Origin of the sequence: Streptococcus infantis (assembly GCF_047465185.1) — a bacterium.
In the GTDB taxonomy this organism is placed as follows: Bacteria; Bacillota; Bacilli; order Lactobacillales; family Streptococcaceae; genus Streptococcus; species Streptococcus infantis_O.
The window spans coordinates 180,666-201,405 of sequence record NZ_JASHAJ010000002.1 but is presented as its reverse complement, the minus strand read 5'-3'; the positions used below and the strand labels follow the sequence as shown (position 1 = coordinate 201,405).

The 20,740-nt window shown below is 40.0% G+C and carries 23 protein-coding genes and 1 pseudogene; 22 read left to right on the top strand and 2 right to left on the bottom strand.

The annotated features are described in order from the left end of the window. Window positions 1–120 precede the first annotated feature (120 nt). The 10 genes and pseudogenes from QM382_RS04460 to QM382_RS04415 form a co-directional block, all read left to right on the top strand. Window positions 121–627, top strand: coding sequence for a dihydrofolate reductase (locus tag QM382_RS04460; protein WP_414272589.1), 507 nt, complete (start codon window positions 121–123; stop codon window positions 625–627). Next, window positions 627–797, top strand: a complete 171-nt coding sequence (locus tag QM382_RS04455; RefSeq protein ID WP_000442255.1) for a hypothetical protein — start codon at window positions 627–629, stop codon at window positions 795–797. The genes QM382_RS04460 and QM382_RS04455 overlap by 1 nt, the downstream gene beginning before the upstream one ends. Before the next feature lie 31 nt (window positions 798–828). Next, on the top strand, window positions 829–2,061 hold the full coding sequence (gene clpX, locus QM382_RS04450) for an ATP-dependent Clp protease ATP-binding subunit ClpX (RefSeq protein WP_006152251.1): 1,233 nt from the start codon (window positions 829–831) through the stop codon (window positions 2,059–2,061). A gap of 8 nt (window positions 2,062–2,069) precedes the next feature. Further along, the gene (gene yihA / locus QM382_RS04445) at window positions 2,070–2,657 is read left to right on the top strand and encodes a ribosome biogenesis GTP-binding protein YihA/YsxC (protein WP_036757129.1); all 588 of its coding nucleotides are present in this window, start codon (window positions 2,070–2,072) and stop codon (window positions 2,655–2,657) included. A 9-nt stretch (window positions 2,658–2,666) separates the two neighbouring features. After that, complete coding sequence (locus QM382_RS04440; RefSeq protein WP_001140424.1) at window positions 2,667–3,047, top strand: RidA family protein; 381 nt, start codon at window positions 2,667–2,669, stop codon at window positions 3,045–3,047. A 50-nt stretch (window positions 3,048–3,097) separates the two neighbouring features. Further along, on the top strand, window positions 3,098–3,988 hold the full coding sequence (gene rapZ, locus QM382_RS04435) for an RNase adapter RapZ (RefSeq protein WP_070677118.1): 891 nt from the start codon (window positions 3,098–3,100) through the stop codon (window positions 3,986–3,988). Continuing rightward, a complete protein-coding gene (locus tag QM382_RS04430; protein WP_414272588.1) occupies window positions 3,985–4,962 on the top strand; it encodes a YvcK family protein in 978 nt (325 codons plus the stop codon). The genes rapZ and QM382_RS04430 overlap by 4 nt, the downstream gene beginning before the upstream one ends. Beyond that, a complete protein-coding gene (gene whiA, locus QM382_RS04425; RefSeq protein ID WP_006152058.1) occupies window positions 4,959–5,870 on the top strand; it encodes a DNA-binding protein WhiA in 912 nt (303 codons plus the stop codon). The genes QM382_RS04430 and whiA overlap by 4 nt, the downstream gene beginning before the upstream one ends. 16 nt (window positions 5,871–5,886) lie before the next feature. Then, on the top strand, window positions 5,887–6,117 hold the full coding sequence (locus tag QM382_RS04420) for a hypothetical protein (RefSeq protein ID WP_254724438.1): 231 nt from the start codon (window positions 5,887–5,889) through the stop codon (window positions 6,115–6,117). Window positions 6,118–6,255: 138 nt separating this feature from the next. After that, window positions 6,256–6,536, top strand: a pseudogene (locus QM382_RS04415) (stress-induced protein); the annotation flags it as partial. A 39-nt stretch (window positions 6,537–6,575) separates the two neighbouring features. Here QM382_RS04415 and QM382_RS04410 read toward each other — a convergent pair. Next, window positions 6,576–7,544 carry an NAD(P)/FAD-dependent oxidoreductase gene (locus QM382_RS04410; protein WP_254724437.1) on the bottom strand — a complete coding sequence of 323 codons (969 nt, stop codon included), beginning with the start codon at window positions 7,542–7,544 and terminating at the stop codon, window positions 6,576–6,578. 132 nt (window positions 7,545–7,676) lie between these two features. Here QM382_RS04410 and cdaA point away from each other — a divergent pair, with 132 nt between their 5' ends. The 12 genes from cdaA (at window position 7,677) to QM382_RS04350 (ending at window position 19,134) form a co-directional block, all read left to right on the top strand. Beyond that, window positions 7,677–8,534: a diadenylate cyclase CdaA gene (cdaA, locus tag QM382_RS04405; protein WP_006151439.1), complete on the top strand. Its 858-nt coding sequence runs from the start codon at window positions 7,677–7,679 to the stop codon at window positions 8,532–8,534. Next, window positions 8,521–9,300, top strand: coding sequence for a YbbR-like domain-containing protein (locus QM382_RS04400; RefSeq protein WP_006151670.1), 780 nt, complete (start codon window positions 8,521–8,523; stop codon window positions 9,298–9,300). The genes cdaA and QM382_RS04400 overlap by 14 nt, the downstream gene beginning before the upstream one ends. A 32-nt stretch (window positions 9,301–9,332) precedes the next feature. Beyond that, window positions 9,333–10,682, top strand: a complete 1,350-nt coding sequence (gene glmM / locus QM382_RS04395; protein ID WP_414272587.1) for a phosphoglucosamine mutase — start codon at window positions 9,333–9,335, stop codon at window positions 10,680–10,682. A gap of 66 nt (window positions 10,683–10,748) precedes the next feature. Continuing rightward, entirely contained in the window at window positions 10,749–11,123 is a 375-nt protein-coding gene (locus QM382_RS04390; RefSeq protein ID WP_004252208.1) for a DUF1149 family protein, read from the top strand. Window positions 11,124–11,127: 4 nt separating this feature from the next. Further along, window positions 11,128–11,976 carry a DegV family protein gene (locus QM382_RS04385; protein ID WP_414272586.1) on the top strand — a complete coding sequence of 283 codons (849 nt, stop codon included), beginning with the start codon at window positions 11,128–11,130 and terminating at the stop codon, window positions 11,974–11,976. Between the two features lie 263 nt (window positions 11,977–12,239). Continuing rightward, window positions 12,240–13,007, top strand: a complete 768-nt coding sequence (gene dapB / locus QM382_RS04380) for a 4-hydroxy-tetrahydrodipicolinate reductase (protein ID WP_414272585.1) — start codon at window positions 12,240–12,242, stop codon at window positions 13,005–13,007. Continuing rightward, window positions 13,004–14,203: a CCA tRNA nucleotidyltransferase gene (locus QM382_RS04375; RefSeq protein ID WP_414272584.1), complete on the top strand. Its 1,200-nt coding sequence runs from the start codon at window positions 13,004–13,006 to the stop codon at window positions 14,201–14,203. The genes dapB and QM382_RS04375 overlap by 4 nt, the downstream gene beginning before the upstream one ends. Next, window positions 14,200–16,068: an ABC-F family ATP-binding cassette domain-containing protein gene (locus QM382_RS04370; RefSeq protein ID WP_414272583.1), complete on the top strand. Its 1,869-nt coding sequence runs from the start codon at window positions 14,200–14,202 to the stop codon at window positions 16,066–16,068. Before QM382_RS04375 ends, QM382_RS04370 begins: the two co-directional genes overlap by 4 nt. Further along, window positions 16,068–16,655, top strand: a complete 588-nt coding sequence (locus QM382_RS04365; protein ID WP_414272582.1) for a hypothetical protein — start codon at window positions 16,068–16,070, stop codon at window positions 16,653–16,655. The genes QM382_RS04370 and QM382_RS04365 overlap by 1 nt, the downstream gene beginning before the upstream one ends. Before the next feature lie 145 nt (window positions 16,656–16,800). Continuing rightward, the gene (locus QM382_RS04360) at window positions 16,801–17,313 is read left to right on the top strand and encodes an adenine phosphoribosyltransferase (protein WP_001049312.1); all 513 of its coding nucleotides are present in this window, start codon (window positions 16,801–16,803) and stop codon (window positions 17,311–17,313) included. Between the two features lie 193 nt (window positions 17,314–17,506). Continuing rightward, window positions 17,507–18,451: a homoserine O-acetyltransferase MetA gene (metA, locus tag QM382_RS04355; RefSeq protein WP_178895311.1), complete on the top strand. Its 945-nt coding sequence runs from the start codon at window positions 17,507–17,509 to the stop codon at window positions 18,449–18,451. Window positions 18,452–18,459: 8 nt separating this feature from the next. Further along, window positions 18,460–19,134 carry a DnaD domain-containing protein gene (locus QM382_RS04350; RefSeq protein ID WP_004252223.1) on the top strand — a complete coding sequence of 225 codons (675 nt, stop codon included), beginning with the start codon at window positions 18,460–18,462 and terminating at the stop codon, window positions 19,132–19,134. Window positions 19,135–19,181: 47 nt separating this feature from the next. On the opposite strand, the gene QM382_RS04345 is transcribed toward QM382_RS04350, so the two are convergent. Then, window positions 19,182–20,633, bottom strand: a complete 1,452-nt coding sequence (locus tag QM382_RS04345) for an alpha-amylase (RefSeq protein WP_414272581.1) — start codon at window positions 20,631–20,633, stop codon at window positions 19,182–19,184. Between the last annotated feature and the right edge of the window lie 107 nt (window positions 20,634–20,740).

Genomic DNA, 20,740 nt, shown 5'->3' with positions numbered 1-20,740 from the left:
TATTTTTCTAAAAATCCGTAGAAGTTTTCTACGGATTTTTTCTATTCAAGAGGGCATTCCAAAACAGTCTTTTTTGAAGATTTTTGATAAAATAGAACTATCAATGAAAAGGATGAAAGCATGACAAAGAAAATCGTAGCCATTTGGGCTCAAGATGAAAAGGGTGTGATCGGGAAAGAGGATCGTTTGCCTTGGCATTTGCCAGCAGAGTTAAAACATTTTAAAGAAACAACCTTGAATCATGCCATTTTAATGGGTCGTGTAACCTTTGATGGGATGGGGCGACGATTGCTTCCAGGACGTGAAACCTTAATTTTGACGCGCAATCCCGAAGAGTCAATTGAAGGAGCACTGGTTTTCCAAAATGTCGAGGATGTTTTAGACTGGTATCATCATCAGGCTAAGAATCTCTATATCATTGGTGGCAAGCAGATTTTTCAGCTTTTTGAACCTTATCTCGATGAGATTATTGTGACACAAATTCATGCTCAAGTTGAAGGGGATACCTATTTCCCAGAAGATTTTGACTTGACTGTTTTTGAGACTGTTGCAAGCAAATCTTATTCCAAAGATGAGAGAAATGTCTATGATTTTACCATCGAATATAGAAAGAGAAAGGAAGTCTAATGGAGCGCAGTATTTTTGGATTTTTTACAGCTCTTTTGTGTGCTGTCTGTCTTGTAGCTGGAACACACGCTTTTCGTAAAAAGCGCTTTGGACTTGCTACTCTGCTATGGCTAAATGCTTTCACAAACTTGGTGAATAGCATTCATGCTTTTTATATGACCTTATTTTAGATAGAATGAATAGTTAGAACGGAAGGGAATCATGTCTACAAATAGGAAAAATGATATGATGGTTTATTGCTCATTTTGTGGCAAAAGCCAAGAAGAAGTTAAAAAAATAATTGCTGGGAACAATGCCTTTATCTGTAATGAATGTGTGGAGTTGGCTCAGGAGATTATTCGTGAGGAGTTGGCTGAGGAAGTATTGGCAGACTTATCTGAGGTACCAAAACCAATCGAACTCCTAAATATTTTGAACCACTATGTGATCGGTCAAGATCGTGCCAAACGTGCTCTGGCAGTGGCTGTATATAACCACTACAAACGCATCAATTTCCATGACACTCGTGAAGAGACTGAAGATGTGGATTTGCAAAAGTCAAACATTCTAATGATTGGCCCAACTGGATCAGGGAAGACTTTCCTTGCTCAGACTCTTGCTAGAAGTTTGAATGTACCTTTTGCTATTGCTGATGCAACGGCTCTTACTGAGGCTGGTTATGTAGGTGAGGACGTGGAAAACATTCTCCTCAAACTCTTGCAGGCAGCTGACTTTAACATTGAACGTGCAGAACGTGGGATTATCTACGTCGATGAGATTGATAAGATTGCTAAGAAGAGCGAGAATGTTTCTATTACACGTGATGTTTCTGGTGAAGGTGTGCAACAAGCCCTCCTCAAGATTATCGAAGGTACAGTAGCAAGTGTTCCTCCACAAGGTGGACGCAAACATCCACAACAAGAAATGATTCAAGTAGATACCAAGAATATCCTCTTCATCGTGGGTGGTGCCTTTGATGGAATCGAAGAAATTGTCAAACAGCGTCTTGGTGAAAAAGTTATCGGTTTCGGACAAAATAGCAAGGCTATTGACGAAAACAGTTCTTACATGCAAGAAATCATTGCAGAAGATATTCAGAAATTCGGTATTATTCCTGAATTAATTGGACGCTTGCCTGTCTTTGCAGCCTTGGAGCAGTTGACAGTGGATGACTTGGTTCGCATTTTGAAAGAGCCAAGAAATGCCTTGGTTAAACAATACCAGACCTTGCTTTCATATGACGATGTTGAGCTTGAATTTGACGATGAGGCTCTCCAAGAGATTGCTAACAAAGCTATTGAACGTAAAACGGGTGCTCGTGGTCTTCGCTCAATCATCGAAGAAACCATGCTAGATGTTATGTTTGAAGTTCCAAGTCAAGAAAATGTGAAAACAGTTCGTATCACAAAAGAAGCAGTTGATGGAACAGCTAAGCCAATCCTAGAGACAGCCTAGAGGTGACTATGGAAATCAATACACACAATGCTGAGATTTTACTGAGTGCTGCCAACAAATCCCACTATCCGCAGGATGAACTCCCTGAAATTGCTCTTGCAGGACGCTCAAATGTTGGTAAATCGAGCTTTATCAATACCATGCTCAATCGTAAAAATCTAGCTCGTACCTCTGGAAAGCCAGGGAAAACACAACTACTTAATTTCTTTAATATTGATGATAAGATGCGTTTTGTAGATGTGCCTGGTTACGGTTATGCCCGTGTGTCCAAAAAGGAACGCGAAAAATGGGGACGCATGATTGAGGAGTACTTAACCACTCGAGAAAATCTTCGAGCAGTGGTTAGTCTCGTTGACCTTCGTCATGATCCGTCAGCAGATGATGTACAGATGTACGAATTTCTTAAATATTATGAGATTCCTGTCATCATTGTGGCGACCAAGGCAGACAAGATTCCGCGAGGTAAATGGAACAAGCACGAATCAGCCATTAAAAAGAAATTAAACTTTGATCCAAGTGATGACTTTATCCTCTTTTCATCCGTAACAAAAGAAGGAATGGACCAGGCTTGGGATGCTATTTTAGAAAAATTGTGAGGAATACATATGGCAAAAACAATTCATACAGATAAAGCTCCAAAGGCAATCGGACCTTACGTTCAAGGAAAAATCGTTGGGAACCTTTTGTTTGCTAGCGGTCAAGTTCCTTTATCTCCTGAAACTGGAGAAATCGTAGGAGAAACGATTCAAGAACAGACTGAACAAGTTTTGAAAAACATTGGAGCTATTTTGGCAGAAGCAGGTACAGATTTTGACCATGTTGTTAAAACGACTTGTTTCTTGAGCGATATGAACGACTTTGTACCTTTTAATGAGGTATACCAAACAGCCTTTAACAAGGAATTTCCAGCTCGTTCAGCTGTAGAAGTAGCTCGTCTTCCTCGCGATGTAAAAGTCGAAATTGAAGTCATCGCAGAGATTGGATAAGCGAGTTGAAGTTTGGTTTTCCAAACTTCTTTTGATATAAGGAGACTATGATGACAATGAAACAACTTCACCTGGTGATTGTAACAGGGATGAGTGGTGCAGGGAAAACTGTAGCCATTCAATCCTTTGAAGATTTAGGATATTTTACGATTGATAATATGCCACCAGCTCTATTGCCAAAGTTTTTGCAGTTGGTAGAGACCAAGGATGACGACCACAAGTTAGCCCTAGTGGTGGATATGCGAAGCCGCTCTTTCTTCTCAGAGATTCAGGCTGTCTTGGATGAATTGGAAAACCAAGATGATTTGGACTTCAAGATTCTCTTTTTGGATGCTGCTGATAAGGAATTGGTAGCACGCTATAAGGAAACTAGAAGAAGTCACCCTCTTGCAGCTGATGGTCGTATCTTGGACGGTATCAAGCTGGAACGTGAACTCTTGGCTCCATTAAAAAACATGAGCCAAAATGTGGTTGACACAACAGAGTTAACTCCTCGTGAACTTCGCAAGACTATTGCAGAGCAATTTTCGGACCAAGAACAAACGCAGTCTTTCCGTATCGAGGTCATGTCATTTGGGTTTAAATACGGCATTCCAATTGATGCAGACTTGGTATTTGATGTTCGTTTCTTGCCAAACCCTTACTATCTGCCAGAACTTCGCAATCAGACAGGTGAAGACCAGGCAGTTTATGACTATGTCATGAACCATGAGGAATCTGAAGATTTCTACCGTCATTTGTTAGCCTTGGTTGAACCAATCCTACCAGGCTATAAAAAAGAAGGCAAATCAGTCTTAACTATTGCGATTGGTTGTACTGGTGGCCAACACCGAAGTGTTGCTTTTGCCAAGCGTTTAGCGAATGACCTATCTAAAAGTTGGCCTGTAAATGAAAGTCATCGTGATAAAGACCGAAGAAAGGAAACGGTAAACCGTTCATGAGAAAACCCAAAATTACGGTAATCGGTGGAGGAACCGGAATCCCTGTTATTTTAAATAGTCTACGGGAAAAAGACGTCGAAATTGCAGCCATAGTTACCGTTGCGGATGATGGTGGTTCTTCAGGTGAATTGCGTAAGAATATTCAACAGTTGACACCTCCAGGGGATTTGCGTAATGTCCTTGTGGCCATGTCAGATATGCCAAAATTCTATGAAAAGGTCTTTCAATACCGTTTTTCAGAGGATGCAGGTGCTTTTGCTGGTCATCCATTAGGAAACATTATCATTGCTGGATTATCTGAAATGCAGGGTTCGACCTATAATGCCATGCAATTGCTGAGTAAATTATTCCATACTACAGGAAAGATTTTCCCATCAAGTGACCATCCTTTGACACTCCATGCTGTCTTTAAAGATGGTTCAGAAGTTGCTGGGGAAAGTCACATTGCAGATCATCCAGGTATGATTGACCATGTCTATGTGACAAACACTCTAGATGATGAAAAACCGCAGGCTAGCCGTCGAGTTGTCAATACCATTCTTGAGAGTGATATGATTGTCTTGGGACCAGGTTCACTCTTTACTTCGATTTTGCCTAATATCGTCATCGAAGAAATCGGTCAGGCTCTTCTAGAGACTAAGGCAGAGGTTGCCTATGTCTGCAACATTATGACTCAACGTGGAGAAACGGAGCATTTCTCAGATAGTGATCACGTAGCAGTCTTGCATCGTCATTTGGGCCGTCCATTTATCGATACTGTCCTTGTTAATATCGAAAAGGTTCCGAGGGACTATATGGATACCAACCGTTTTGATGAGTATTTGGTGCAGGTTGAGCATGATTTTGAAGGTTTGCGTAAGCAAGTCCCACGTGTCATTTCATCCAACTTTCTACGCTTGGAAAATGGGGGAGCCTTTCACGATGGTAATTTAATCGTAGATGAGCTCATGCGGATCATACAGGTGAGAAAATGAGTTTTACAGTAGCAGTAAAAGAAGAAATTTTAAGTCAGCATCACCTGAGTCGTCATGAATTGTCAGCTATTATCAAGATGTCGGGTAGTATTGGTTTATCGAGCTCTGGTTTGACCTTGTCCGTCATTACAGAAAATGCTAAATTGGCCCGTCATCTCTATGAATCTTTCTTGCACTTTTATGGCATCAAGTCTGAGATTCGTCACCACCAGAGAAGTAATCTACGGAAAAATCGCGTCTATACTGTATTTACGGATGAGCGAGTCCAGGAACTTTTAGCAGATTTGCGTTTGGCCGATTCTTTCTTTGGTTTGGAGACTGGGATTGATCCAGAAATTTTAGGAGATGAGGAAGCAGGTCGTGCCTATCTCTGTGGAGCCTTCTTAGCGAATGGCAGCATTCGTGATCCCGAGTCAGGGAAATATCAGTTGGAAATTAGTTCGGTTTATCTAGACCACGCCCAAGGGATTGCTTCGCTCTTGCAGCAGTTCTTGCTAGATGCAAAGGTTATCGAACGAAAAAAGGGGGCAGTGACCTATCTTCAGCGAGCGGAAGATATTATGGATTTCCTGATTTTAGTGGGAGCCATGGAGGCGAGAGATACTTTTGAAGGCGTCAAGATTCTCCGAGAAACTCGGAATGATCTCAATCGTGCTAATAATGCAGAGACAGCTAATATCGCTCGTACGGTTTCTGCGAGCATGAAAACCATCAACAATATCAGTAAAATCATTGATACCGTAGGTCTAGATAGCCTACCAGTAGATTTGCAGGAAGTAGCGCATTTGCGTATTCAACATCCGGACTACTCTATCCAACAATTGGCAGACAGTTTGACAAATCCACTCACAAAAAGTGGTGTCAATCATCGACTGAGAAAGATTAATAAAATTGCTGATGAACTATAGATAGGTACAATAGAAAATGACTAATCTTTATAATAAGTTGAATGAGCGTATATATGAGAATTGCAAGATGTATTATGATGAATACGCTAAGAAGATTGAACTGACTGAGAAACAATCCGGAATTATGGGCGGGTTATATCAGTCATTAAACATCGTTGCAAACGAATATCTTGTCAACAACGAAAAAGACAACTCAAAATATAGAGATTTACTCAACAAAATCGAAAAGTTATTAGGAATAATGTAAAACATCCCCTTTTTTACTATATACAATGAAATCATAAGTATAAAATATTTGTGATTTTTTTGTTTGAAAGGGGGGTGAAAATTATCTAGAGATGGGACTAAAAATTTAAAACCAGTTACAGAACGAAGCAAAGATGAAATAAGAGCTATTAGCTCAAAAGGAGGAAAAGTGTCTGGCATAGCTAGAAGAAAAAAATTGATCTAAAAAAGCATTTGAAACCCTCTTATCTTTGGATGTGACGGATAGTAAAATCAAGAAACAACTTGAAGAAATAGGTATGGCTGGCAACAATGAGGCATTACTAGCCTTTGCAATCTTTCAGCAAGCTGTAAAAGGCAATCAGAAAGATAATCAAGCTGACCAATACTAAAGATAAATACGATATACAAGAGCAGAAAGATTGCATCAAAGCGCTCAAGAACTATAAAACCACAAATCCTAGGATTCGTGGTTGTTTTTTATAGACTTGTTGAGTGTTTTGGTTGTACTTTTTGTTGAGGGTAGATATAGTTGATAGCATTGTTGACAGCAGTTGGTGCTTCACCAAGACCTGTTGCAATCAAGTCAATCTTACCATCGTAGTAGCAGCAGTCACCGATAGCGTAAATTCCAGCTTGGCTTGACTCCTGCTTGCTATTAACGATAATTTTGTGACGGTTAAGGTCAAGTCCCCAGTTTTTAAGATTACCAACTGATGATTTAAAGCCATAGTTGACAAAGAGGTGGTCCAACTCAATGGTTTCAGTCTCATCGGATTTGACTTTTGCGATTTCAAGCTTGTCAAGAGTTTTTCCATCTCCAAGAAGTTGACTTGGCACAAATGGTGTTTTGATGCTAACAGATGATTCTTGAAGAGCTTGGACACTATGCTCAAGCGCACGGAAGTTATCTCGACGGTGAACAAGTGTAGTTGGAGCAATCTTTTCAAAAGCTAAGGCCCAGTCCACAGCAGAGTCTCCTCCACCCAGGATGGTTACTTTCTTGCCAGCATATTGTTGAATGTTAGAAACGTGATAATGGATATTTTCATAACTATCAACACCTTCTAATTCAAGTGGACGCGGTTTAAAGGCACCTCCACCCATAGCGATAATAACAGCTTTACTACTATGAATACCTTTAGTAGTTGTTATCTTAAATACATCATTCTCTTTTTCAATGTCAAGAACAGTTTCATTGAGATATGCTGGTGTATCAAAACCTTTTAGTTGTTCTAAGAGGCGATTAGTTAGTTCTTCACCAGTGAGATTTGGGAAACCTGGGACATCAAGAATTTGCTTTTCAGGATAAAGAATGGCAGGTTGGCCACCTAATTGAGGAAGAGAGTCAATGATTTGTACTTTAGCTTGACGTAAATTTGCATAAAAGGCTGCGAAAAGACCAACTGGGCCACCCCCTATGATGGTAATATCATATAATTCAGACATGGTTTCTCCTTATTTCATTTTTATCATTTTATTCTATCATATTTTCTGCCAATTTAAAATGAGGTAGGGGGGAGAAAATTTCCATTAAAAATGGTATAATGAAGAGAAGCTTTTTTGGAGAGGGGACACAGGATGAATTTTCAGCAATTATCTAATCTTCAATACTGGTCTAGTTTGTTTTCCAGTCCTTGGAGTATTGCGATAAATGTGATTGATATTCTAATCGTTGCTTATATCTTATACCAATTTACAAAATCAATTGCAGGAACCAAGATTATGATTCTGGTTCGAGGCGTTTTAGTTTTTATCTTAGCTCAGATTGCGGCTAATTTTTTGGGCTTGACGACTATTTCCTGGTTGATTAACCAATTGATTACCTATGGAGTTATCGCAGCGGTTGTTATCTTTTCTCCAGAAATTCGGACAGGTTTGGAACGATTAGGTCGAGCTACGGACTTCTTTTCAAATACTCCTATAAGTTCAGAAGAGCGGATGGTACAGGCTTTTGTAAAATCGGTTGAGTATATGAGCCCACGGAAGATTGGAGCTTTGGTAGCTGTTCAACGTGTGAGAACCTTGCAGGAGTACATCGTTACAGGAATTCCTTTGGATGCTAAGATTTCTGCTGAGTTATTAATTAACATTTTTATCCCTAATACGCCTCTCCATGACGGTGCAGTCATTATCAGTGGAGATCGGATCGCAGTAACTTCTGCCTATTTACCACTGACTGAAAACACAGGTATTTCCAAAGAGTTCGGAACTCGTCACCGTGCAGCCATTGGTTTATCAGAAGTTTCAGATGCCCTTACTTTTGTTGTATCTGAAGAAACTGGAGGTATATCCATCACCTACAATGGTGTCTTCAAACATGATCTAAGTTTGGAAGAATTCGAGGAAGAACTACGTCGTATTCTGATACCTAAGGATGAACAAGAACTAAGCTTAAAAGAACGTCTATTAGGAGGCTGGAATAATGAAAAGAAATAGTCTTTATATCATCTCCTCACTCCTCTTTGCATGTGTCCTGTTTATCTATGCAACATCAATCAATTATCAAAACAATACCAATGCAAGGCAAACTAAAACTGAAACCTATACCAATACAGTAGTCAATGTACCGATTGATATTCAGTATGATAGTGAGCAGTATTTTATCAGTGGTTTCAGTTCAGAAGTAACGGTATTTTTGACGGGTTCGAATCGAGTCACCTTGGCTAGTGAGATGCAGGAAAGCACTCGTAAATTTAAAGTGACTGCTGATTTGACCCAGGCTACAGAAGGAACGATTGAAGTTCCCTTGACCATTGAAAATCTTCCAAGTGGTTTGACAGCTGTAGCAACACCTCAAAAGATCACAGTCAAGGTTGGTAAGAAAGTTACTCGAGATAATGTACCTGTTGTACCTCAAATTGATTCTAGTCAAATTGATGAGAAGATTATAATCGAACGTGTGACTGTTTCTGATGAAAAAGTTTCAGTAACTAGTGATGCGGATACACTATCTAAGATTGATCGGATTGTTGCAGTTTTACCAACGAGTGAACAGATTACAGGGAACTATTCTGGATCAGTTCCTTTGCAAGCTGTTGATAAAAATGGGGCTGTCTTACCAACAGTGATTACACCTTTTGAAACTACTATGAAAGTAACGACCAAAGCTGTAAGAACAACAAGTAGCACAACCACAACAAGTAATACTTCATCTACTGAAAACTCTTCAACGACAGCAGCAGAGACGAAGTCAGAATCTTAAAATAAACATTAAACTAGAAAAGGAATCTTAAAATGGGTAAATATTTTGGAACGGACGGAGTCCGTGGAGAAGCAAACGTAGAATTAACGCCAGAATTGGCCTTTAAATTGGGTCGCTTTGGAGGATATGTCCTCAGTCAACATGCGACAGAAGCGCCTAAGGTTTTTGTTGGACGCGATACACGTATCTCAGGTCAAATGCTAGAAGCAGCCTTGATTGCTGGTCTTCTTTCTGTGGGAATTCACGTTTATAAACTTGGTGTACTTGCTACGCCTGCAGTAGCATATTTGGTGAAAACTGAAGGAGCGAGCGCAGGTGTCATGATTTCAGCTAGTCACAACCCAGCCCTTGATAACGGAATTAAATTCTTTGGTGGCGATGGCTTTAAGCTAGACGATGAAAAAGAAGCAGAAATCGAAGCCTTGCTTGACGCCAGTGAAGATACTCTCCCACGTCCAAGTGCTGAAGGATTAGGTACTGTTGTTGATTACCCAGAAGGATTACGCAAGTATGAAGCCTACCTGATTTCAACTGGAACAGCTCTTGAAGGGATGAAGGTAGCCTTAGATACTGCAAATGGAGCAGCTTCTACAAGTGCTCGTCAAATTTTTGCAGATTTGGGTGCCCAAATCACTGTCATTGGAGAAAATCCAGATGGTTTGAACATTAACTTGAATGTTGGTTCGACTCACCCAGAAGCCTTGCAAGAACTTGTCAAAGAAAGTCAATCTGCCATTGGTTTAGCCTTTGATGGTGATAGCGACCGTTTGATTGCTGTTGATGAAAATGGTGAAATTGTCGACGGTGATAAGATTATGTATATCATCGGTAAATACCTTTCTGAAAAAGGTCAATTGGCACAAAATACAATTGTAACAACAGTTATGTCCAACCTTGGTTTCCATAAAGCCTTGGATCGTGAAGGCATTAATAAAGCTGTCACTGCTGTTGGAGACCGCTATGTAGTTGAAGAAATGAGAAAATCGGGCTACAATCTCGGTGGAGAACAGTCAGGTCACGTTATCTTGATGGACTACAATACAACTGGTGATGGTCAGTTGTCAGCAGTTCAATTGACTAAGATCATGCAAGAAACAGGGAAGAGCTTATCTCAATTGGCTTCAGAAGTAACAATTTACCCACAAAAATTGGTTAATATCCGTGTGGAAAACACCATGAAAGACAAAGCCATGGAAGTACCAGCTATCAAGGCTATTATCGATAAGATGGAAGAAGAGATGGCAGGTAATGGACGTATTCTCGTTCGCCCAAGTGGAACTGAGCCACTCTTGCGTGTCATGGCTGAAGCACCAACAACTGAAGAAGTAGATTACTATGTGGATACCATTGCTGAAGTTGTGAAAGCAGAAATCGGAATTTAGGAAAGTTAGCAGAAAATAAGAAAATATGTTACAATGTCAAAGTAAATTGTAACCATGGAGAATATGATGAATTTAAAACGTGAACAAGAATTTGTTAGTCAGTATCACTTTGATGCGCGTAATTTTGAATGGGAAAATGAGAACGGAATTCCTGAAACAAAGGTTGATGTGAACTTCCAACTACTTCAACATGACCAAGAAAATCAAGTGACTTCTCTCGTAGTTGTTTTGAGCTTTATGATTGTCTTTGATAAATTTGTTATCAGCGGTACTATTTCTCAAGTGAACCACGTTGAAGGTCGTATCGTAGATCAACCAAGTGACTTTAGTCAAGAAGAAGTTGAGACGCTTGCTCGTCCTTCTTTGGATATGCTAAACCGTTTGACTTATGAAGTAACGGAAATTGCACTAGACTTACCAGGAATTAATTTGGAGTTTTAAAAGAATGAAATTAGCGGTCATAACAGACTCATCTGCTTTTCTACAAGCGGAAACCTTGCGGAAAGAAGATTTATTTGTGCTAGAAATTCCTGTGAATATCGACGGACAGGAGTATGTTGAAGGTGTAAATCTAACCGCTCAAGAATTTTATGAAAAAATGGCTCGTTCATCTGAACTACCTAAAACAAGTCAACCAAGTATCGCAAAGTTGGATGAAATTTTATCATCATTGAAAGAAAAAGGTTATACTCATGTTCTGGGTCTCTTCCTTTCTTCTGGAATCTCAGGATTTCATCAGAATATCCAATATATGACGGATGAGTTCGAAGGTCTGACCATTGCTTTTCCTGATACTCGAATTACAAGTGCACCACTAGGTTTCATGGTAGAAAGTGTGTTTCAGTGGTCTGAGCAGGGAGATGATTTCCAGTCTATACTAGATAAGTTAACAGAACAGATTGAAAATACTTCTGCCTTTATCATGGTAGATGATCTTGATCATTTGGTTAAAGGTGGTCGTTTATCAAACGGCGCAGCCATTTTAGGAAATCTTCTTAGCATTAAACCAATTCTCTATTTCAATGACCAAGGTGTTATCGAAGTTTATGAGAAGGTTCGTACAGAGAAGAAAGCAACTAAACGTCTGGTTGAAATTGTCAAAGATGTGACAAGTAACGGAAACTACCAAATTATGGTGATTCATGGGAATGCCTCTCAAAAAGCAGCCGATTTACGTCAGCTTTTGCTAGATAGTGGAGTAGCTACAGATGTTGAGATTGCAACCTTTGGTAGTGTCATTGGAACCCACCTGGGAGAAGGAAGCATCGCTTTGGCATACACACCAATCGTCTAGATTTGTCTTACAGGCTTTGTATCTTAAAATTGAACACGGACTATCTGCCTCTTGAAAAAAGATGCCTGTCTTGCCTTTCGTGGAAAGTCAGCGCCATCCCCTATTTTTCATGGGCAGCTAACGTCCTTTGTATCTTAGCAATTGAACACGCCTGGAACCCTATGTGAAAAAGATAGTTCTTCCAAGGAGAAGAAACTCCTTGATCAGAACTCCTATTTTCACTTTGTGTTCTTACAGGCTTTGTATCTTAGATAGGAGTAAAGATGAGTATTCGAGTGATTATTGCAGGTTTTAAGGGAAGAATGGGACAAGCTGCTTGTCAGATGGTTTTGTCTGATTCTGAACTTAAACTAGTAGCAGTGTTGGATCCTTTCGAAACTGCAACAGAATGGCAGGGAATTCCAGTATTCAATGATAAGAATGACTTGGCAGGCTTTGAAGCAGATGTATGGGTGGACTTTACAACACCAGCTGTTGCATATGAGAATACCCATTTTGCGCTTGAAAATGGCTTTGCACCTGTCGTTGGAACAACAGGTTTCACTAGTCAAGAGATTGAAGAACTAAAAGAATTTTCTCGTTCTAAAAACTTGGGTGGCTTGATTGCTCCTAACTTTGCCTTGGGTGCTGTCTTACTCATGCAATTTGCAGCACAGGCAGCTAAATACTTTCCAAATGTGGAGATTATTGAACTTCACCATGATAAGAAAAAAGATGCGCCGAGCGGGACAGCTATCAAAACAGCTGAGTTGATGGCACAAGTTCGTGAGTCTATTCAACAAGGTGCTAGCGATGAGGAAGAACTCATTGCGGGAGCACGTGGAGCTAACTTTGATGGTATGCGAATCCATTCAGTTCGCTTGCCAGGTTTGGTAGCTCATCAAGAGGTCATTTTTGGCAATCAAGGAGAGGGATTGACTCTGCGTCATGACTCCTATGATCGTAGCTCCTTCATGACAGGGGTGAATTTGGGAATCAAAGAAGTTGTCAAGCGTCATGAGCTTGTCTATGGATTAGAACACTTACTATGAAATTAACAAAAATGCCTTCTGAATTTCAGAAGGCTTTACCAGTATTAGAAAAAATTAAAGAAGCAGGATTTGAAGCTTATTTTGTGGGTGGCTCTGTTAGGGATGCCCTACTCAATCGTCCCATCCATGATGTGGATATCGCGACTTCATCTTATCCTGAAGAGACCAAGCAGATTTTTCCACGCACAGCTGATATCGGCATTGAGCATGGGACCGTTTTGGTTTTAGATGGAGATGAAGAGTACGAAGTAACCACTTTTCGAACAGAGGATGTCTATGTAGACTATCGGAGACCAAGTTCGGTTTCTTTTGTTCGTTCACTCGAAGAAGATCTCAAACGCCGAGATTTCACAGTCAATGCCTTTGCCTTGGATGAGACAGGGGAAATCGTCGATTTATTTGATGGTCTCAAAGATTTAGAAAATCAAGTCCTGCGAGCCGTCGGTGTAGCTAGTGAACGTTTCAATGAAGACGCGCTACGCATCATGCGTGGATTTCGTTTTCAGGCTAGTCTTGGTTTTGAACTCGAGCAAGAAACGTTTGAAGCGATGATGGCCTTAACACCACTCTTAGATAAAATCTCTGTGGAGCGCACTTTTGTCGAGTTTGATAAGCTTTTACTGGCTCCCTATTGGCGAGTAGGTTTATCATCTATGATTGAGAGTCAAGCTTATGATTATCTTCCAGATATGGCTGGTAGTCAGGATAAACTCCAGTCATTATTTGATTTAGAAGATCATTTCACTTTTGAATCTTCTGAACAAGCCTGGGCAGCACTTTTATGGGTTTTAAAAGTGGAAGATGCTCAAAAATTTTTAAAACATTGGAAGACATCACGACAATTTGCCAAGCAAGTTCAAGATTTGCTAACAATCTTAGAACTTCGTGAAGAAGGAGAACTAAGCAAGCGCGATTGTTACCGCTTTGATCTAGATTTGCTTTTACAGGCTGAAAATCTTCGTCAGGCTCAAGGAAAAGAAGTCAATCCACAGGCTATTACAGAGACTTACCACAGCCTAACCATCCATGATAAGAAAGAAATTCAAATCAATGGTGGGATTTTGATCAAGGAATACGGCTATCAACCTGGACCAGAAATGGGAGATGTTTTAGAGGAAATTGAGTACGCTATTGTGGATGGTAATCTAGATAATGAAGTGGAAGCCATTCATGCATACTTAAGGGAGAGAAAATGAGTGATTTTATCGTTGAAAAACTAAGCAAATCAGTTGGTGATAAGACTGTTTTTAAGGATATTTCTTTTATCATCCATGACTTAGATCGTATCGGTCTTATTGGGGTCAACGGAACTGGGAAAACGACCCTTCTAGATGTGCTTTCTGGTGTTTCAGGTTTTGATGGTGACGTAAGCCCATTTTCAGCAAAGAGTGATTACAAGATTGGTTATTTGACCCAGAATCCGGAATTTGATGATAACAAGACTGTCTTGGATACTGTTTTATCCAGTGACCTCAAGGAAATCCAGTTGATTCGGGAGTATGAACTGCTTATGCTCAACTACAGTGAGGACAAGCAGGCGCGTCTAGAACGGGTCATGGCGGAGATGGATTCTCTCCAAGCATGGGAAATCGAAAGTCAGGTCAAGACTGTTCTCAGTAAACTAGGCATTCAAGAATTATCAACTCCTGTTGGAGCTTTGTCGGGTGGTCTTCGTAGACGGGTTCAATTGGCGCAAGTGCTTTTAGGAAATCATGATCTCTTGCTTCTTGATGAGCCTACCAACCATCTGGATATTGCGACCATCGAGTGGCTGACACTTTTCTTGAAGAATTCCAAGAAGACCGTCCTCTTCATCACCCACGATCGCTATTTCCTGGATGCTCTTTCTACGCGAATTTTTGAATTGGATAGAGGTGGATTAACAGAGTATCAGGGGAATTACCAAGATTATGTCCGTCTCAAGGCTGAACAGGATGAGCGTGATGCAGCACTTCTTCACAAAAAGGAACAACTTTACAAACAAGAATTAGCTTGGATGAGACGGCAACCTCAAGCTCGTGCGACCAAGCAACAGGCGCGTATCAATCGATTCCATGACTTGAAAAAGGAAGTTTCAGATACTAGCCTTGAGACAGACTTGAGCATGAATTTTGAAACTAGCCGTATCGGTAAAAAAGTTATCGAGTTTAAGGATGTTTCCTTTGCCTATGACGATAAACCAATTCTGAAACATTTTAATCTTTTGGTACAAGCCAAAGACCGTATCGGAATCGTCGGGGACAATGGTGTTGGGAAGTCAACCCTTCTTAACCTTATTGCAGGAAGACTTGAAGCTACTGAAGGACAAGTTATCATCGGTGAAACAGTTCGTATCGCTTATTTCTCTCAACAAATCGAAGGTTTAGATGAAAGTAAGCGGGTTATCAATTACCTGCAGGAAGTGGCAGAAGAGGTTAAGACGAGCGGTGGTACTACGACATCCATTGCAGAATTACTAGAACAATTTCTCTTCCCACGCTCAACTCACGGCACCTTGATTGAGAAGCTGTCAGGTGGAGAGAAGAAGCGTCTGTACCTCCTCAAATTACTCCTTGAAAAACCCAATGTGCTTCTCTTGGATGAACCAACAAATGACCTAGACATTGCGACCTTAACGGTTCTAGAAAATTTCTTACAAGGTTTTGCAGGACCAGTCTTGACAGTTAGTCATGACCGCTATTTCCTTGATAAGGTAGCAACTAAGATTCTTGCTTTTGAAGATGGGACCATCCGTCCTTTCTTTGGACATTACACAGACTACCTAGATGAAAAAGCTTTTGAAGCAGAAACGGTAACTCAAAACCAAAAAGCTGACAAGGAAAAAGTCGTCAAAGTTCGTGAAGAAAAGAAACGGATGACCTACCAAGAAAAGCAGGAGTGGGCATGTATTGAAGGTGACATCGAAGCCTTGGAAAACCGCATTGTAGAGATTGAAGAAGAGATGCAGGCAAATGGTTCTGACTTTGGGAAACTAGCCACCCTTCAAAAGGAGCTGGATGAAAAGAATGAAGCCTTACTTGAAAAATATGAACGCTATGAATATTTAAGTGAGTTGGTTTAATGGAAGAGAAAATCATCAAATGGTGCAGTAAGAAAATCATTTGGACTATTGTTCTCTGCTTAGTTGAGTTAGCTTTTCTTCTTTGGATCCTATCTTTTATGATGACCTATCCCGAAGAACTACCTATGGGATTGGTGGCCTTAATTCTCTTTATTTGTTTTTTAATCATCATCGTTGGTTTCATTTTATATCAACGTTTGCGACTTCTTTTTTCTGATAAAGAATATTTGAAATGTACGGCTCAAGGATTTTCCTATAAGCCATATCCGAAGAGAGACTGGCAGTTTTATTCCTGGGAACAGGTAGAAAAATTTGCTCTCATGAGAATTAAGGGTAGTAGAAATGCAAGGGATTTTTATATGATTGAGGTTCAGTTTTATGACAAGGAACTTTTAAAATCCAACTCTTTCTGGTATCGTCTTCGAAGTAGATTTACAAGTTCAAAACATTCTAACGTTTTGAAAATCCCAATCTATTTGCTGGATGTTGGTTTGCCAGAGAGAGTATTTGAAACCATGTCTTACTTTGAACGAGAGTGGCGCATTGAACAAAATCGTCATCGCAACCAAACCTCTAAAAGTAAATAGAAGTAGGAACTTCATTGAGCTAGTGAGTAGCAACATTGAAGAATAAAAGAGAAGTCTTGGACCAAGTTTCAAGACTTCTTTCTATTTTGCTTTTCTAGGAAATATGGTATAATAGGGAGTAAAAACTTAAAAAGAAAGAAATGCTATGAACTTAAAAGATTACATTGCAAGTATTGAAAATTACCCACAAGAAGGCATTACGTTCCGTGATATCAGCCCTTTGATGGCTAACGGAAATGCCTACAGTTATGCCGTTCGTGAAATTGTTCAATATGCTACTGACAAAAAAATTGATATGATCGTAGGACCAGAAGCACGTGGATTTATTGTTGGATGTCCAGTCGCTTTTGAGTTGGGAATTGGTTTTGCACCTGTTCGTAAACCAGGGAAATTGCCACGTGAAGTGATTTCAGCTGACTACGAAAAAGAATATGGTGTTGATACCTTGACTATGCACGCCGATGCTATCAAACCAGGTCAACGTGTTCTTATTGTAGATGACCTCTTGGCAACAGGTGGTACTGTTAAAGCGACAATCGAAATGATTGAAAAATTAGGTGGTGTCGTAGCAGGTTGTGCCTTCTTGATTGAGCTTGATGAGCTAAAAGGTCGTGAAGCAATCGGAGATTACGACTATAAAGTTTTGATGCATTATTAATGAAAAACAGTCCTTAGGGCTGTTTTCTCTTCATCGGATATAAAAATAGGCTATATCTAGTTAGAGAAAAACTATAATTGAAAACTATATCTTCTTACAGTATAATAAAGGGAAGAAGTGTCGTCAGCTGGATTATTCCATTTGATGACAGTCAGGTTACTTGAGTCCAGTATGATACAGTGAGGAGATTTCCATGCCGATTAGAATTGATAAAAAATTACCAGCAGTTGAGATTTTACAAACAGAAAATATTTTCGTCATGGATGATCAACGGGCGGCTCATCAGGATATCCGACCCTTGAAAATTCTTATTTTAAATCTAATGCCGCAAAAAATTGTAACAGAGACTCAACTCTTAAGGCATTTGGCCAATACTCCTTTACAGTTAGATATTGACTTTTTATATATGGAGAGTCACCAATCAAAAACAACTCGCTCAGAGCATATGGAGACCTTTTATAAGACCTTCTCGGAAGTCAAAGATGATTATTTCGATGGCTTGATTATCACAGGAGCTCCAGTTGAGCACCTTCCATTTGAGGAGGTTGACTATTGGCAGGAGTTTACCCAAGTGATTGATTGGTCTAAGACTCATGTCTTTTCAACCCTGCATATTTGTTGGGGGGCACAGGCAGGTCTATACTATCGCTATGGCGTAGATAAATACCAGATGGAGCAGAAGCTTTCGGGGATTTATCCTCAGGATGTTTTAAAAGAAGGTCACCTTCTTTTGAGAGGTTTTGATGATTTATATGTATCCCCTCATTCTCGCCATACAGAAGTTCACAAAGAAGATATTCTGAATAAAACAAATCTAGAGATTTTAGCATCAGGAAAAGAGGTGGGAATCTCTATCCTTGCGAGTCGAGATTTGAGAGAAGTTTATAGCTTTGGGCATTTAGAGTATGATCGCGACACGCTTGCAAAGGAATATTTTAGAGATCTAGATGCTGGTTTAGATCCCCATATACCAGAAAATTATTTCAAAAATGATGACATTCATGAGCTTCCTTGTATGCGTTGGAGTTCATCTGCAGCTCTCTTCTTTAGTAACTGGGTAAATTATGCGGTTTACCAAGAAACGCCGTTTGAGTGGAAGAGTGCGGAAGAAGATGTGTCTCATTTTGGATATTTATAAGAGGAATTATGACATATTTAGATGCTTTCAAATCAGGAAACTTAGTGTTACCGAGTGACCTGCTTTTACATTACAATCAACTGTTCTCATCAAGTGATGATTTCTTGGTTTGGCAATTCTTTTACCTACAGAATACAACGGCTTTAGGAGAATTGTCTCCAAGTCAGATTGCTGAGAAAATCGGCAAAAATGTCACTGAAGTCAATCAGGCTATTTCACGCTTGACAGAAAAAGGCCTGCTTCAATACCGTACGATTGAACTTAATGGCGAAATAGAAGTAATCTTTGATGCAACCCTTGCCTTGGAGCGCCTAGACCAACTGTTTGAAAAACAAGCTCCAAACCAGGTGCAATCTGCCCCAAATGATTTAAAGAGCTTGGTAGATACTTTCCAACAGGAGCTAGGCCGTCTATTGAGCCCCTTTGAAATCGAAGATTTGGAAAAGAGTTTGAAAGAAGACGGAACTAGTGCGGATTTGATAAAAGAAGCCTTACGAGAAGCTGTTTTAAATGGAAAACCAAATTGGAAATATATCCAAGCTATCCTTCGAAACTGGCGTCACGAAGGGATTAGGAGTGTAGCCCAGGTAGAAGCGAAACGTCAGGAGAGAGAGGCAACAAACCCTCAAAATGTACAAGTTTCATCTGATTTTAAAAATGCCATGGACCTTTGGAAAGACTAATATTTAGCAATAAAAAAAACTTGCCCATGGCAAGTTTTTTTGTGTTCTTAATAAGTAAGTCCCCAAACACTTACAGAACGTTCAGCAACTGGGAAATCACCATATCCTTCAGCATTAATAGTTACTTGGTCTGAATGGTTGCCAAGTAAATCAACAAAAGAATGATCAGCCCATTCTTGACCTACAAACATAGTTTTGTAATTGTCTTGAGCATTTGAGATAAGAATAGCTAAAGGTGCTTGATTGTCAGCTCCTGAACGGACCCAACCGATACAATTAGGGTCATCAAAGTAGTCCGTCTGCTCTCCATAAGCTAACTCTTTTCGGATAGCTAGCAAATGGTCAAGAACTTCTTTAAAATCTTGCTGAGCATATTGACCAGAGATACCGTAGTAGTCTCCATAAAAGACACAAGGGAGACCCTGCTCACGCAAAAGAATAAGAGCATAGGCTGCTGGTTTGAACCATTCTTCTACAGTAGATTCTAAAGCTTGTCCTCGTTGAGTATCATGGTTTTCGACAAAGGTTACAGCCTTATCTGGTTTGATTTGAACCAGACTATCATTAAAGATGGTACGCAAGTCGTAGTCTGCACCAGCCTGGCTTGCTTCAAAGAGATTCATATGGAGTCGGACATCGACAAGGTCAAAGCGCTCTTCAATCTTTTCGAGGTAGTCCAAGTTGGTTTCCTTGTCTGGATTCCAGAATTCTCCAAAGACATAGAAGTCTTGTCCATATTTCTCTTTGATGTCACGAATGAAATTACGCATAAAGAAAGAGTCAATATGCTTTACAGCATCTAAGCGGAAACCTGTTACACCAGTCGTTTCGATAAACCAATCAGCCCAATCGTAGATATTTTTTATGACTTCTGGATGCTTGAAATCTAGGTCCGCATACATGAGATAGTCATAGTTACCATTCTCGTTATCAACTAATTCCTCGTTAGCCCAGCCTTTATTATCACCTTGAATGAGATAGATGCCAGACTTACGACGTTTAGCATCATAGTCAGTTCCAGTGAAATGGTACCAGTGCCAGTGGAAATCATTGTAGGTATTTTGTCTTCCATCAAAAGTAAAGTTTGTCCAACCATTGATAGTAAAAGGTTCTCCAAGTTCAATTGTGCGATCTTCTGGGTCGACTTCAATAACCTGGAAGGATTCTAAACGATCTGCAGCTGCCTTGTGGTTTAAGACGACGTCAGCCATAGGTTGAATCCCATGTGATTTAAGTGTTTGAATGGCTTGAAGATAGTCTTCTTTAAAGCCGTATTTGGTACGGATAGTGCCTTTTTGGTCGAATTCTCCGAGGTCAAAAAGGTCATAGACACCATAACCGACATCTTTTTCGTTGGTAGCTTTAAAGGCAGGTGGCATCCAGACGTGGCTAATTCCTAGATTTGCAAGATGCTCAGCATCATCGGTAAGTCGCGTCCAGTGTTGTCCATCGTGGGGAAGGTACCACTCAAAATATTGCATTAGGGTTTGATTTTTCATAGAAAGTCCTCATACTTAACAATTTGACAATCATTTTACCACAAAGCTAAGGAATACGCAAACGTTTGCGCTACAAAAATAGACCTCAGGATGTGAATGTCTATTTT

Coding starts and splice junctions, on each gene's coding strand:
- QM382_RS04460 (WP_414272589.1), top strand. CDS start 121: ATGACAAAGAAAATCGTAGCCATTTGGGCTCAAGATGAAAAGGGTGTG.
- QM382_RS04455 (WP_000442255.1), top strand. CDS start 627: ATGGAGCGCAGTATTTTTGGATTTTTTACAGCTCTTTTGTGTGCTGTC.
- clpX (WP_006152251.1), top strand. CDS start 829: ATGTCTACAAATAGGAAAAATGATATGATGGTTTATTGCTCATTTTGT.
- yihA (WP_036757129.1), top strand. CDS start 2,070: ATGGAAATCAATACACACAATGCTGAGATTTTACTGAGTGCTGCCAAC.
- QM382_RS04440 (WP_001140424.1), top strand. CDS start 2,667: ATGGCAAAAACAATTCATACAGATAAAGCTCCAAAGGCAATCGGACCT.
- rapZ (WP_070677118.1), top strand. CDS start 3,098: ATGACAATGAAACAACTTCACCTGGTGATTGTAACAGGGATGAGTGGT.
- QM382_RS04430 (WP_414272588.1), top strand. CDS start 3,985: ATGAGAAAACCCAAAATTACGGTAATCGGTGGAGGAACCGGAATCCCT.
- whiA (WP_006152058.1), top strand. CDS start 4,959: ATGAGTTTTACAGTAGCAGTAAAAGAAGAAATTTTAAGTCAGCATCAC.
- QM382_RS04420 (WP_254724438.1), top strand. CDS start 5,887: ATGACTAATCTTTATAATAAGTTGAATGAGCGTATATATGAGAATTGC.
- QM382_RS04410 (WP_254724437.1), bottom strand. CDS start 7,544: ATGTCTGAATTATATGATATTACCATCATAGGGGGTGGCCCAGTTGGT.
- cdaA (WP_006151439.1), top strand. CDS start 7,677: ATGAATTTTCAGCAATTATCTAATCTTCAATACTGGTCTAGTTTGTTT.
- QM382_RS04400 (WP_006151670.1), top strand. CDS start 8,521: ATGAAAAGAAATAGTCTTTATATCATCTCCTCACTCCTCTTTGCATGT.
- glmM (WP_414272587.1), top strand. CDS start 9,333: ATGGGTAAATATTTTGGAACGGACGGAGTCCGTGGAGAAGCAAACGTA.
- QM382_RS04390 (WP_004252208.1), top strand. CDS start 10,749: ATGAATTTAAAACGTGAACAAGAATTTGTTAGTCAGTATCACTTTGAT.
- QM382_RS04385 (WP_414272586.1), top strand. CDS start 11,128: ATGAAATTAGCGGTCATAACAGACTCATCTGCTTTTCTACAAGCGGAA.
- dapB (WP_414272585.1), top strand. CDS start 12,240: ATGAGTATTCGAGTGATTATTGCAGGTTTTAAGGGAAGAATGGGACAA.
- QM382_RS04375 (WP_414272584.1), top strand. CDS start 13,004: ATGAAATTAACAAAAATGCCTTCTGAATTTCAGAAGGCTTTACCAGTA.
- QM382_RS04370 (WP_414272583.1), top strand. CDS start 14,200: ATGAGTGATTTTATCGTTGAAAAACTAAGCAAATCAGTTGGTGATAAG.
- QM382_RS04365 (WP_414272582.1), top strand. CDS start 16,068: ATGGAAGAGAAAATCATCAAATGGTGCAGTAAGAAAATCATTTGGACT.
- QM382_RS04360 (WP_001049312.1), top strand. CDS start 16,801: ATGAACTTAAAAGATTACATTGCAAGTATTGAAAATTACCCACAAGAA.
- metA (WP_178895311.1), top strand. CDS start 17,507: ATGCCGATTAGAATTGATAAAAAATTACCAGCAGTTGAGATTTTACAA.
- QM382_RS04350 (WP_004252223.1), top strand. CDS start 18,460: ATGACATATTTAGATGCTTTCAAATCAGGAAACTTAGTGTTACCGAGT.
- QM382_RS04345 (WP_414272581.1), bottom strand. CDS start 20,633: ATGAAAAATCAAACCCTAATGCAATATTTTGAGTGGTACCTTCCCCAC.